Here is a 12,873-nt window from a genome sequence, read left to right on the forward strand (position 1 = left end):
TATGTTACTCCAATTCTGGGAATGGAGGCAGTACCAGCGACACTCCATTTCTTGCCGTTTCAGTAAACTTCGGCAACCAATACTCCTGAAGATACCTCAATTGACGGGCCCAACCGTCGAGATAGCGGGCCGGATCGAGAGCCATACGAGCATCGTCGAGACGATCTTTAAATTGAAGTAAACGCGCATATGCACGGGGATCATCACTATCGACGTATGCGAGAGGACATGCTGCGCAGGCACCGAAAGCTGTACACAGTTTTCCTGCTTGCTGATGTGTAACTGGAGAATTATATGGATCGGCACATCCAAACCCAGGCGTTGCAGCTCGCTGCACTCCATTGTTAAGCAGGCCGTCTCTCGAATCTGACTTGCCGTTTGTTAAGGTATACCGTTCCCGCGCAGCCATTGCCTTGGAGAGAAGTTCTTCATCCCGTTTCTTCGCTGCTGTTCCTCGATAGTGCTTAGCTGTGACGTCGAGGTTTGCGTGACCCAACGCCAGCTGTTGCATCTTCATGTTCCCCGTAGCCTTATGCACAAGGTCACCGCCACTTGCACGTAAAGTTCTCAAAGTGAAATGCGGGAGACCATTGGCATCGATAAATGTCCTTAACGCGTTTCTCCAAGTACTACCGGCAGAAGATGTCGAGTTTTTAGACATGAAAAAAGATTTGTATTTACTTGATCTAATGCTTTTTCTTTCATCTGTATAAAAAATGAATACTTTATCCACATCTTGCGGTTCCACCAGATTCCGGGTCAACCGTGTGAAGCGTTCCAGAAGCCTTAAAAGGTTTGGAACGGAATCAAGACCTGTTGGCTTGGTACTGTACGACCTCACATGGCGGTTAGGTCTGGCCTCTGTCTTGCCTAGCTTCGACCTGTTTTTCGGTACCGCTATCTGTAATCGGTCGCTCCCAAAAATAGGATGTTCACCGATCTGCGACCACGTTAAACCAAGTAAACCCTCCGCATTGAAAAGCGTGTCGAAACCTAATAGAACAATATATGGAACGAGGTGACGGACTGAAAAATGTAAACGGTCCATTACTTCTCGAATTGTACCGTAAGGCTGCCTTAGAGACCGACTAAACCCCGGATAGACCTTCGGATCTATATTGGTATAACTCGCATCGAAAATCTTAACCAACAAGTTGAGTTTGATATCCATTTCTTTGAACGGAACGACACTCCGCGAACGGGGATCTGGTAGCGGTATAGTATTGTCATCAAGTACGTTGAAAGTTGTCTCGCGAAGAGCTACATCAGCGGCGATTTCATTTATAGCGGCCGCACGGATTCTTGAACAGGATATTGGATCGAGTATATTAGTCGCGATAATCTGATGATGTGCGCCTGGCCAAAGATTTTTGCTTGTTAGAAATGAGCTTGGCAAGAGGGATTTATAACGTTCAGATCTGGCCCAATACATAAAAATATTTTTAATCTTATTGTAATGTTTCGATTTCACCGACTTCTTTAGTTGCCTTGAAGGACCGTGTTCAAATTCCTGACTGCCATTCAACCAGTTTCCAAACATTAGCAGAACATTTTCGGGGAAATGCGCTACGCTCACCCGAGACCTGGTAGTTTCGAGGTCAAACGATCTAAGGAAAATTCTAAACTTTGTAAGGCTCTTCTTGAACGAAATGCGAGTGCCATGTGCTTGACCACGCCCCCAGTCCGCCAAGTAGTCAGCAATGCCTAAACCAATATCCCCGAAAGAGATCCAATCACTGAGATCTATTTCCTCCGCCGCGTCATTTGGTCCATTATAAAAACGCACCTTGAGCATCCCAGCCTTCGAAATAACGCCAAATTCTTCATTCGCTCGAATGGCGTGAACATTTGAAAACGCCTTTGAAGGACGCTGCGTGAGATGCTTTGGGACACCGTTTGTCTTTCTCTTATCACCGAACGCCATACAAGCTCATCCTGGTATAATGCGCGGCAATATCAGAGATTGTTGCTTCTTCTGTATCGATATACTTTAAGTATATTTTGCGTGTCGTTTCTGCGGTCGAGTGGCCTAAGAGTTGCCTCAGCTTCTCCCAAGGCTCACTGTTGCCCCGCAAAACTTCTGATTTGTAAAACATAACGGCGAACGTATGCCGAAGGTCGTGAAAGGTGTGTGCGGCAAGGTCAATTGAGAACGTGATAGGCCTGCCGTCTGAGTCGACTAGTTTGTCTCCGCTTTCAGGGTCCAACTTAAAGCCTGCGCTTCTGATAATTAAACCTTCAGCCAACACAGCTTTGGTAAATGCTCTCGACGGCGTCTGGGCACTTACTGGATTACCAACATCTCGAAAATTGGCACAAACCCCGTTGACGAATAAATGTGTGGGCTCTTTAAAAGCGAGATGGTCCAGGTTATGCTTTTTCGCGCAAAGAATTGCCTCATACCGTTCCGTGTCGTGGTACGTCACCAACGCTCTTAGCACGACTGAGGAAACAACCACTTTTCGCGTTGCTCGCCCCTTTGTTCGAACCGTAAGAACAAATTGCTGCCACTTGTCGGTCGAACTCAGTTTTCTTGCTTGATTAAGAACGTCCGATGTAGAGATGCTGGCGATTTCATCTACCCGCATCCCTGTGTGATAGGCGATTTCAGCCATTAAACGATTTCTCTTGGATGGATCCCCGACTTTCCATGGCAATACTGCACCATCAGAACCGAATATTCGGGGACCCAACCTATTCAGAACACCACGAAGTTCATTTACCTTAAGCGGTCTAGGATTATCTTCAGGATCCCGCCCTCGTGGACCTCTCCGTTTTCGTTGAACAATACTGGCGGTAGCAAGATGTGGCAAAAGCGCTGATTTCGGGCCAATCGGAAATCTCGATATACTATCTTGACATCCCTCTTGAGGATTCTCCGACAGCATTCCTGTTTGCCACGCCCAAGAGTAAAAGTTTTGGATACTAGCTAATCGGCGACTAACTGTACTTGTGCTGTATTGTCGATGGGTGAATGGCGAAACTGATTCTGCCATCAAATACCCGTACTCTGAAACATCTTCAGCACTAATGGCGTCCCATTCCAGATTATTGACTAAAACAAAACGCCACCATTGTGCCAAATCGTTAGCGATTGCTTTTTGAGTGTTTTGCCAACGAGCACTCTTCATCGGCTTATAGATTCTCTGCATTGAAAAAAGGTTGGCAGGCATGATGGGATGCCAATCGTTTGTGAAAAGCATCTGAAGCTCAGTTGGAGTAATCATCTGTGGCTGAGGTAAAGGGCCAGCAATATCGTGACCATCCCGACGTGCTTTAACTACACGGACATCACAAACGTGAATAGAGATTGGTTCTGACACGTGTTGCTCCTCTCTTCTTTTACCAATTCGAGTGGATTCAATATCTGCATGTAAGCTGCAATTGTCACTTCTCACCGCAATTACCTGCCGCAGCGATACCGGAATAAGTAACAGGATCATGAATGCGAAAAGAAATAAATCAAGTGGAAAGTTCAGAATATATAATTATTTCAATATGTTAAACTAGCAGAAAAACAAATTGTTAATCTAACAAACTAACAATAAACTATACTTCTCAGAACAAAATGGGATTGCAATCAGTCGAGTGTTTGCACGGCAACACCAATTCCTAAATAATTTAGAGCAGATAGTTGGATGAACTCGTCGTGCAAATTCGGCTTTCACAAAAAAGTCTTTCAAGTAAGAATCATCTCAAAATTTGATCGCCACGCGAGAATTCAAAATTCCAAGCGGCGATGCCGCCCGGAATTTCCAATCCTCTTGTGACGATGCTGAAAGGAGGTTGATCGAACGTAGCGCACGTAAAGGACAGCTAAGCTTTCTAATCGTTGTGCACAGTTCGACTCCGTATAAGGTTCGAATCCCGCCGCTCCGACCATTTTTCTTCCCCAAACCTTTATTTTCATACGATCTTTCCTTTGCACCGTGCGTGCAAATCGGATTAGCTCCGCCATGAAGTGCATGGAGGAGAGGCATGAAGAACGTTCTGATCACCGGTGGTAGCCGCGGCATCGGTCGCGCTACAGTTTTGCGCAGTACGGCGCAAGACTGGTCTGTGGCCCTGAACTATGCGGGGAACGAGCAGGCTGCACAGCAGACGGTGGCCGAGGCTACGAAGCTCGGCGCGAAAGTGCTGGCGGTCCGGGGCGACATATCCAGCGAACAAGACGTCATCGCCATGTTCGACAGGGCAGAAGCCGAACTCGGTCCACTGAAAGGCGTCGTCCTGAATGCCGGGATCGTGGCGCAAACCATGCCGCTTGCAGAAATGAGTGCTGAGCGTTTGAAAAACATGTTCGACGTGAATGTTTACGGCACCTATCTATGCGCGCGTGAAGCGGCACGCCGGTTGCAGCCGGACAGTGCCATCGTCATCGTTTCGTCCATGGCCTCGCGACTTGGATCACCGTTTGAATATGTCGATTATGCCGGGGCGAAAGGTGCCCTTGATACGCTGACCACCGGTCTCTCGAAGGAGCTTGCGCCGAAAGGCATTCGCGTCAATGCGGTGCGTCCCGGCCTGATCGATACCGACATTCATGCCAGCGGCGGCAATCCGGATCGAGCGGCAAAACTGGGCGCTGGCACACCTGTTGGACGGGCCGGCAAGGCGGAGGAAGTCGCTGAAGCCATCTTCTGGCTGCTGAACGACGCCCCCGCTTATGTAACCGGAACATTCATCGACGTTGCCGGCGGGCGTTAAAACCAACAGTTGGAACGCCTCGCTCTATTTCTCACGCAACTGATAGGTCTCGGCGACGTAACGATAGCCCTCGCCTTCCCGCTTGAGATAGGCCAGTGCCGGAAACGGCATATGGTAGCCGATGAACGGCAGCCTTTCGGTCGCGATCATGTCGAACATGCGCTTGCGCGTCTGCACGGCGGCTTCCTTGTCGATATCGAAGGAAACGTGCCATTCGGGTCGTTGCAATGTAATCACGAAATGGTTTGCCGTATCTGAGATCAGCATGAGCGACTTCCCGCCCGCTTCAACGCGGAAAGCCAGATGGCCCGGCGTGTGACCGTAGGCCGCCACGGAATGAATACCGGACACGACCTCGCTGTCATCGCCCAGAAAAGTCATCTTCTCAGCCAGTGGCTTGACGTTTTTGGTCACCATTTCGGCAACCATCTTTGCCGGACTGTCGAGCCGGGCTGGATCAGTCCAGAAGTCGAACTCCTTCTGTCCGGCGGCGTAGCGCGCATTGGCGAAGGCCGGCTTGTCCCCCTCCATCAATCCACCGATATGATCGGGGTGGAAATGGCTCAGCACCACCAGAGAAACATCATCCGCCTTGTAGCCCGAAGCCTCAAGCGCACTAGTCAACTTGCCCAATCCCGCTTCGCGGGCTCCTGCTCCCATACCGGTATCAAACAGAACAAGCTCCTTGCCCGTATTGATGAGCACCGGCGTGAAGCTGTTGACGAAACGGTCGGCAGGCAGAAGGTTTTCCTCGAGAAGTGCAGCGACCGCTTTCGGGTCCTGATCGACCGCATATGTCTTTTCCGGCGCTTCACCTGCCCTGCGCCCATCGGAAAGCATGGTGATCTCGAACTCACCGAATTGAAAGCGATGAAAGCCCGGATTGTCTGTCTGTGACGGGATTTGCACTTTGGAACTGCCTGTTTCGGCTGCTGCCCTGGCGAGATCAAGAGGCGACAAGGCCAATCCGGCCCCGGCAGCAGATGCTGTAACAATGAAATTACGTCTTGAGATGGTCATCGATCAATCTCCCGGCATAATCTATGGGTAAGAACGACAGGATACTCGAAAACGCTCCCCGATACATGGGATGCTTGATCAAGTTTCTGTTGGGCCATAACAATGATGGCCCCCTTGCCTCGCCGCTCAAGAATCACTATTTACAGGGCCGCGCGGGACGACCCGTGCCTGTGTTCGCGTCGGGGACGGCCCCATAGGAGGGTGTCCTATGGCAGGGCCGATCGAACAATTCGCAATCAAGCCCATCGTCGAACTTGGCGAAATCGGCGGTCAGCCGGTTGCTTTCACCAATTCTGCACTCTTCATGGTACTGACGGTGCTGGGTGCGGCTGCGTTCATGTTTCTGTCGACCCGCCGGAGTGCTGTTGTTCCGGGACGTTGGCAATCCTCAGCCGAAATCCTCTACGAATTCGTGTCGAAGACATTGCGCGAGAATGCCGGTGAAAAAGGCATGACCTTCTTTCCCCTCGTCTTCTCGCTGTTCCTGTTTATCCTGTTTGCCAATCTGATCGGCATGTTCCCTTATGCCTTCACGGTGACGAGCCACATCATCGTAACGTTTGCGCTGGCCATGCTCGTCTTTCTGACGGTCACGATCTACGGTCTAGTGCGGCACGGTTTCAAGTTCTTCCGGCTGTTCATGCCGGCAGGCGTGCCGGTCGTGCTGGCGCCGATCATCGTGCCGATCGAAATCATGTCCTATATCTCGCGCCCGGTCAGCCATTCGGTTCGTCTGTTTGCCGTCATGCTTGCCGGGCACATTACGCTGAAGGTCTTTGCGGGGTTTGTCATCGGGCTGGGCAGTCTCGGAACACTCGGCATGCTGACTGCCGTGCTGCCGCTTGCAATGACCGTGGCGCTGACCGCACTCGAATTGCTGATGGCGATCATTCAAGCTTACGTATTTACTATGCTGACCTGCATGTATCTCAACGATGCACTGCATCCGTCGCACTAAACCAACGACATTGCGTGAAGGACAACCTTCCCGCCTTCTCAACGAACGGGACGGCCCGTTCAGAACCCTTGTGAGGGAGCATTTAAATGGCATGGATTTATCTGGGACTGGCCGGAATTCTTGAAGTCGTCTGGGCCTATTTCATGAAAAAGTCGGAAGGGTTTTCACTTCTGACACCGAGCGCCATCACTATCGTGACGATGATCGGCAGTTTCATTCTGCTGTCCATCGCCATGCGCAGCCTGCCGCTCGGCACGGCCTATGCAATCTGGACCGGTATTGGTGCGGTGGGTGCATTTCTGGTGGGCATCTTCATTCTCGGTGAGGCTGCGACCTTCTTTCGCGTCGCAAGCGTGTCGCTGATTCTTGTCGGCATCATCGGATTGAAGCTCTCATCCACCTGATCCAGCCCGCTTGCAAAAGAAAAGGGAGGCACCAGCCTCCCTTTTTTCGTGTACCCTAAGACAGGTCAACGCACCTGATCGAGAAGCCGCTTGCATTCAAGAAGATCGAACAATGCCTCTTGCAGAAGCGAGCGATTATCCTTCGAAGGCCGCTTTCCGTCGGCCCCGATGGGACCATCTTCCTCGCCCTTCAACAGACCGAAAAGCTTGCGAGCCGGTTGCGGTGCCTTGATACCGCTCGGCAGAGCCATTTCATTATCTGCCGCCTCTTCAGCGGCGCGCTTATCGGCAGCAGCCTGCTTCTGACGCGTGATCGCCTCAATTGCCTGAACGTCGCCATTGCCAAGCGCGATGATGAACTGGGCGTTGTTTTCGCGAAGCAGACGCTGCACGCCCTTGATCGTGTAGCCCTGATCGTAAAGCAGATGGCGAATGCCCTTGAGCAGTTCCACATCGAGCGGCCGGTAGTATCGGCGCCCGCCGCCGCGCTTCATGGGCTTGATCTGGGTAAAACGCGTTTCCCAGAAACGCAGCACATGCTGCGGAAGATCGAGATCATCCGCTACTTCGCTGATCGTCCTGAATGCATCAGGGCTCTTGTCCATTCCACTTGCCCTTTCCAGTGGTTCGGGTTTCGCCATCACGGCGCAACCTTGCCGATCCAGATAGTTCAAACTCGTTGCCAACGCGAACGCGTCTGCTACACGAAAGGCGCTTGTCACCATCGGATTTTAAGAGACGGGAGTTAATAATCTCCAGCGTGCAAAAAGGCACTGCTTAAACGTCATTCAAAACCAGAGGGCGTTCAACACAAAACCATTTCTGAGAAACGTATCGTCTCTCAGATTTCAATGCCAGCGAAGCGATTCGTTCCGCTACTTCCATTATATAATATCATAGCTTTATAAGCATCCCTTCACGCAGAGCGGAAGGCGACAAGGCCGTTTCCTGATCAGTTCGGAGCCTGTTCGGGGTCTATCCGCGACAAACCGCAATCATCACGCCCTCAAGAACCTGACGGCTGAAACAAAACAGCGTTCTCCGCGCCTGGCCATAGGCCAGGCACGGAAACAATATCAATTTTGCAATGATGTGCCAAAAAACAAAAATGCCGCCCGACAGGCAGCATTTCAGTTATTATTTCTGGCTTTTGGCTTCGCGCTTCTGGTGTTCCTGCAGAATACGCTGCTTGAGAACATTGGAAGCTTTGAAAGTCATCACACGACGGGGAAGGATTGGAACCTCCTCGCCTGTCTTCGGATTACGGCCAATGCGCTCGTTCTTGTCGCGAACCTGAAACGTCGCGAAAGACGACAGTTTCACGGTTTCACCGTTGACGATAGCGTCACAGACTTCATCGAGGATCATCTCGACAAGAGCCGCCGACTCCGTTCTGGAAAGGCCTACCTTCCGGTAAACAGCCTCTGCCAGATCAGCTCGCGTGACCGTTTTACCTCCCATGACCGAACCTGCCTGGTTAGCGTTTGAACAGATAATATCCTTACGTGACAGGACGTTACACAAATAAAAGCGTAACGGTCAAGCCGGGAGTTCCATCAACGCAAATCAAATTTGCTACCTACCAGCGCAACAGAACCGCGCCCCACGTGAATCCGCCGCCCATAGCCTCCAGAAGAACGAGGTCGCCCTTCTTGATACGGCCATCCGCAACAGCGGTCGCCAGCGCCAGCGGAACCGATGCCGCGGAGGTGTTGCCATGGCGATCAACGGTAATAACCACCTTGCCTTCAGCAATATTCAGCTTCTTGGCGGAAGCGTCGATAATACGCTTGTTGGCCTGATGTGGAACAAACCAGTCGATATCCTCGGCAGTGAGCCCGGTATCCTCGAAAGAAGCCTCAATAACGTCCGTAATCATGCCGACAGCATGCTTGAAGACTTCACGGCCTTCCATGCGCAGGTGGCCGACGGTCTGGGTTGTCGATGGGCCTCCATCGACATAAAGCTTTTCCCGGTGATTGCCGTCCGAGCGCAGATTGGCAGCAAGAACGCCACGATCCGAGGTCAGTCCGTTGCCTTCAGCAGCTTCCAGAACCAGCGCGCCGGCACCGTCGCCGAACAGAACGCAGGTCGTGCGGTCGCTCCAGTCGAGAATACGCGAGAAGGTTTCTGCCCCGATCACCAGAACCCGCTTCGCCATACCGCCGCGGATATAGAGGTCTGCGGTCGTGATGGCATAGATGAAGCCGCTGCAGACGGCTTGCATATCGAACGCAAAACCACTGGTGATTCCAAGCTCACGCTGGATTTCCACCGCACTTGCCGGAAAGGTGTGGTTGGGTGTCGAGGTGGCCAGAAGAACGAGATCAATGTCAGTCGGCTGCAAACCGGCACTCTCGATTGCGGCGCGCGCCGCCGCAGTGCCGAGCGAAACCGTGGTTTCGTCGTCGCCTGCGATATGGCGCTCACGGATACCCGTGCGCTGCACGATCCATTCGTCCGAGGTTTCGATAATACCTTCGAAATCGGTATTCTTCATGACCCGCTTCGGCAATGCCGAACCGATACCCCGTACGACAGATCTTATCATCTCTTATTTCCTGTCCTTATGCGACCGGCGCGGCGAACATGCTCGCGCGCAGTCGAGAATTCTGGCCCTACACATAATCGGTAAAAGTTACTTCACCGCTTCGGTACCGAAAAAATAATCGGCAACCCCAAATCTTTTCCAAATGCATCTTCCGGATGGCGTTACCGGAACTAGAGCGGTTTCAGTTAAAACGGAGTCGCTGGAACCACTCTATATATTTGTTTCGTCGCATTATCCTACGCAAAACCGCTTCGCACTTTTGCTGGAAATGCTCTAAGCCTTCGCAGCCTCGCCACCATCGTTCGAAACATGCGGATGACTGTGGTGGAAATGTGCCAGATCAGCCTCGATCTTTTCCAGAAGGCGATTTCTCACCATGTCATAGCCGACTTCCACTGCCGAGCTGAAGCCTTCAGCATTTGCGCTGCCATGGCTTTTGATGACGACTCCGCTGAGCCCGAGAAAGACACCGCCATTGACCTTGTTCGGGTCCATCTTTTCGCGAACGCGATCGAATGCGCCCTTTGCAAAAATATATCCGATCTTCGCAAGCCACGTACGAGTCATTGCCTGCCGAAGCAGTGTGGCCATCTGGCGTGCCGTACCTTCGGCAGTTTTCAGGGCGACATTACCCGTAAATCCTTCCGTCACGACGACATCGACTGTGCCCTTGCCGATATCGTTGCCTTCAACAAAACCGGTATAGTGCAATCCCTCAAGCGGCATATCGCGCAGAATTTGTGCAGCTTCCTTGATCTCGTCGAGGCCCTTGACCTCTTCCGTACCGACATTGAGGAGACCAACAGTCGGCTTGCGTATCTCGAAGAGCGCGCGCGCCATTCCGGCGCCCATCACAGCATAATCCACGAGCTGACGAGCATCGGCGCCGATTGTGGCGCCCACGTCCAGGACAACACTTTCACCACGCAAAGTCGGCCATATGGCGGCTATTGCCGGACGCTCAACATCAGAAAGCATGCGCAGGCAGAATTTTGACATGGCCATCAGTGCGCCGGTATTTCCGGCTGAAACACAGACATCAGCATCGCCCGTCTTTACTGCTTCAATCGCTTGCCACATGGACGATTTGCCGCGACCGGAGCGAAGCGCCTGACTTGGTTTGTCATCCATTTTAACCGCAACCTGACTGACGCGGAATTCGGATGCAGCTTGCAGTTTTGGGTAACGTGCCAATACAGGCTCGACCTGACCGGCCAGCCCGAAAAAAATGAACCGGATGTCAGGATGGCGTTCAAGTGCCTTCGCCGCGCCGGGGATGACCACTTCTGGGCCAAAATCACCGCCCATGGCGTCAATCGAAATTTTAATCACTCTAGATTATTCCTGTGCGATCCCTGCCCCTGTGCTGCATTTGCAGCAGACAGGTTTTCGGCGAAAATAGTGTTTTTGCGTTTCCGCACAACCAAATTCTATCAAACTCACTGTGAACTACGGCTTCTTTTGCCATTCTGAAAGTTTCGCAAACGGCGAAACGGGCTCCTCGTCACCGTCGTCGTCCCCGAAAACTTTCGATTCGCTTTCGTCAGGTAGGCCCGGTTTGCGAGGATAAGGATCAATGGCGAGATCGAAGAATTCCTCCGCAATCGCACCAACGTCGATCTTGTCGCCGACAAAAACTTCCGGACTGTCCGCACCTTCCGCATCGAGCAGCATTTCACCGCTTTCATCAAGCTGAATCCGAGCGAGCCGCGAATTTTCCGGCACGAAGATCGTGTCGACTTCTTCGCCGACACTATTGGTCAGCGGCTCCAGCGTCACAATGCAGGACTGCACGATTTCCGCATCGATACGACCGCGCACGCGGATACCGTCTTTTTTCCAAGGCGTGATCAGAAATTCCGCACTGAACGCGTTTATGGCCTCAAGTCCATGGTCTGCCGCGAGCGCTGCGCGCTCTTTCTCATCCGTACCTATTTTCACCGTTACGCCCTTTTGCGGCAGGTGACGAACCGGAACAGGATAGGTGAGCGCCGGTTTATCAGTCATTCTTTCTGGCCTCGTTATCATCAACCAATGGCGCAAAGTCCATTTGATCAGCATCCATATAGGAAATGTCGCCTGCCGCCAAAGCGTCGTCCGCAATTTTTTGCAGGCGATCACGGCACCCTATAACATATTCGCTTAGATGGTGCGCATGCGGCCAGAATTCGAGATCCGGGCGGATATTTCGCGTCAGCGCGGCCGCCAGCGTATCCGCATCATCTGCGTCCAGCGCCTCACCATAAGCCGCGACGCGGCCATAAAACATGCGCGCAAGCTTCTTCATGCGTTTAGGCACGCCTTGGTCGCCGATGCCCAGCTCGCGCAGCGAATGGTCGACATCCTTGAAAAACTCGTCGGCAATTTCCTGTGCCAGATTGGCAAGCGCCACATTTTCTCCCCTCATGCGATGAAGAGCGAGAAAAATATGCACGGAAAGCATCTCATAGCGACCGAGCGGCGTATCGGGCACCTGAAATTGTGCATAAAATCGTTTTTGCCGCGCCGCCGCCACGATCACCTCGTAAACGCGAAGCATGATTGCCTCGTTTGCTTTCGATTTGCGGCGGAATAGTTGGAGAATCATGTCCGTACGACCGTTCCAGTTGCATAAATAGGCAAGGTGGTTTACCGAAGTTCTCCCGACGGCGAAAGTGCCGCGCTGATTTAGAATGTATGGAGAGGTCTTTGTTGCAGCGAATTTTTCCAAGTGCATCCTCTGGCGTACGCAAGCAGCGTGCCCTTCTTGCAGGCACGGCAATTCTCGTCGCAGTGACTCTTGCAGGGTGCAACACTGCATCCACGCTCAATCCGTCCGAAACGCTGACAGAGGGTTACGTACTCGACCAGCAGGCACTCGATTCGGTGCCGGTAGGTTCCAGCCGCGAGCAGGTGCTTCTGGCGCTCGGTACGCCGTCCACCACCGCGACCTTCGATAATGAAGTCTTCTATTACATCTCGCAGAAGCGTTATCGCGCAGCGCAGTTCATGAAGCCGAAGATCATCGAGCGGCAGATCCTCGCTATCTATTTCGACAAGGACGGCAAAGTCGAGCATATCGCCAATTACGGCCTGAAGGACGGCAAGCTGTTCGACTTCGTGTCGCGCACCACACCGACAGGCGGCAAGGACCAGACCTTCCTCGGCCAGATCATACAGGGCGTTTCCAAGGCCCCGACATCATTGCCGGGCATGGGCTCTTCAGGCGGCGCCAACAACTGATCCGTCAAATA

13 protein-coding genes are annotated in these 12,873 nt (G+C 52.3%); 4 read left to right on the top strand and 9 right to left on the bottom strand.

Translation table 11 applies throughout. The annotated features are described in order from the left end of the window. Nucleotides 1-4: 4 nt before the first annotated feature. Nucleotides 5-1,924 (bottom strand): hypothetical protein, encoded by a 1,920-nt coding sequence (locus ACYSN1_RS02880; RefSeq protein WP_151591240.1) that lies wholly within the window; start codon nucleotides 1,922-1,924, stop codon nucleotides 5-7. After that, complete coding sequence (locus tag ACYSN1_RS02885) at nucleotides 1,911-3,323, bottom strand: tyrosine-type recombinase/integrase (protein ID WP_167522256.1); 1,413 nt, start codon at nucleotides 3,321-3,323, stop codon at nucleotides 1,911-1,913. Before ACYSN1_RS02885 ends, ACYSN1_RS02880 begins: the two co-directional genes overlap by 14 nt. 655 nt (nucleotides 3,324-3,978) lie before the next feature. Between ACYSN1_RS02885 and ACYSN1_RS02890 the strand changes: the two genes are divergently transcribed. Beyond that, complete coding sequence (locus tag ACYSN1_RS02890) at nucleotides 3,979-4,707, top strand: SDR family oxidoreductase (protein WP_461724311.1); 729 nt, start codon at nucleotides 3,979-3,981, stop codon at nucleotides 4,705-4,707. Nucleotides 4,708-4,731: 24 nt separating this feature from the next. On the opposite strand, the gene ACYSN1_RS02895 is transcribed toward ACYSN1_RS02890, so the two are convergent. Further along, on the bottom strand, nucleotides 4,732-5,727 hold the full coding sequence (locus ACYSN1_RS02895) for an MBL fold metallo-hydrolase (RefSeq protein WP_461724312.1): 996 nt from the start codon (nucleotides 5,725-5,727) through the stop codon (nucleotides 4,732-4,734). Nucleotides 5,728-5,935: 208 nt separating this feature from the next. Here ACYSN1_RS02895 and ACYSN1_RS02900 point away from each other — a divergent pair, with 208 nt between their 5' ends. Continuing rightward, nucleotides 5,936-6,685: a F0F1 ATP synthase subunit A gene (locus ACYSN1_RS02900; protein WP_461724313.1), complete on the top strand. Its 750-nt coding sequence runs from the start codon at nucleotides 5,936-5,938 to the stop codon at nucleotides 6,683-6,685. An 86-nt stretch (nucleotides 6,686-6,771) separates the two neighbouring features. Further along, a complete protein-coding gene (gene sugE / locus ACYSN1_RS02905) occupies nucleotides 6,772-7,089 on the top strand; it encodes a quaternary ammonium compound efflux SMR transporter SugE (RefSeq protein ID WP_461724314.1) in 318 nt (105 codons plus the stop codon). A gap of 65 nt (nucleotides 7,090-7,154) precedes the next feature. Here sugE and ACYSN1_RS02910 read toward each other — a convergent pair whose 3' ends face one another. From ACYSN1_RS02910 to ACYSN1_RS02935, 6 genes are all read right to left on the bottom strand, one after another. After that, the gene (locus tag ACYSN1_RS02910; RefSeq protein ID WP_010661103.1) at nucleotides 7,155-7,694 is read right to left on the bottom strand and encodes a MerR family transcriptional regulator; all 540 of its coding nucleotides are present in this window, start codon (nucleotides 7,692-7,694) and stop codon (nucleotides 7,155-7,157) included. Nucleotides 7,695-8,226: 532 nt separating this feature from the next. Further along, nucleotides 8,227-8,550, bottom strand: coding sequence for an integration host factor subunit alpha (locus tag ACYSN1_RS02915; protein WP_006472791.1), 324 nt, complete (start codon nucleotides 8,548-8,550; stop codon nucleotides 8,227-8,229). A gap of 118 nt (nucleotides 8,551-8,668) precedes the next feature. Beyond that, nucleotides 8,669-9,640, bottom strand: a complete 972-nt coding sequence (locus ACYSN1_RS02920; RefSeq protein WP_461724315.1) for a beta-ketoacyl-ACP synthase III — start codon at nucleotides 9,638-9,640, stop codon at nucleotides 8,669-8,671. A gap of 273 nt (nucleotides 9,641-9,913) precedes the next feature. Further along, on the bottom strand, nucleotides 9,914-10,972 hold the full coding sequence (gene plsX, locus ACYSN1_RS02925; RefSeq protein WP_461724316.1) for a phosphate acyltransferase PlsX: 1,059 nt from the start codon (nucleotides 10,970-10,972) through the stop codon (nucleotides 9,914-9,916). A gap of 117 nt (nucleotides 10,973-11,089) precedes the next feature. Further along, nucleotides 11,090-11,647, bottom strand: coding sequence for a YceD family protein (locus tag ACYSN1_RS02930; protein ID WP_461724317.1), 558 nt, complete (start codon nucleotides 11,645-11,647; stop codon nucleotides 11,090-11,092). Beyond that, complete coding sequence (locus tag ACYSN1_RS02935) at nucleotides 11,640-12,227, bottom strand: ubiquinol-cytochrome C chaperone family protein (RefSeq protein WP_461725258.1); 588 nt, start codon at nucleotides 12,225-12,227, stop codon at nucleotides 11,640-11,642. The genes ACYSN1_RS02930 and ACYSN1_RS02935 overlap by 8 nt, the downstream gene beginning before the upstream one ends. A gap of 101 nt (nucleotides 12,228-12,328) precedes the next feature. Here ACYSN1_RS02935 and ACYSN1_RS02940 point away from each other — a divergent pair, with 101 nt between their 5' ends. Beyond that, a complete protein-coding gene (locus tag ACYSN1_RS02940; RefSeq protein ID WP_461724318.1) occupies nucleotides 12,329-12,862 on the top strand; it encodes an outer membrane protein assembly factor BamE in 534 nt (177 codons plus the stop codon). Nucleotides 12,863-12,873 lie beyond the last annotated feature (11 nt).

This window comes from Brucella sp. LJL56 (assembly GCF_054871705.1).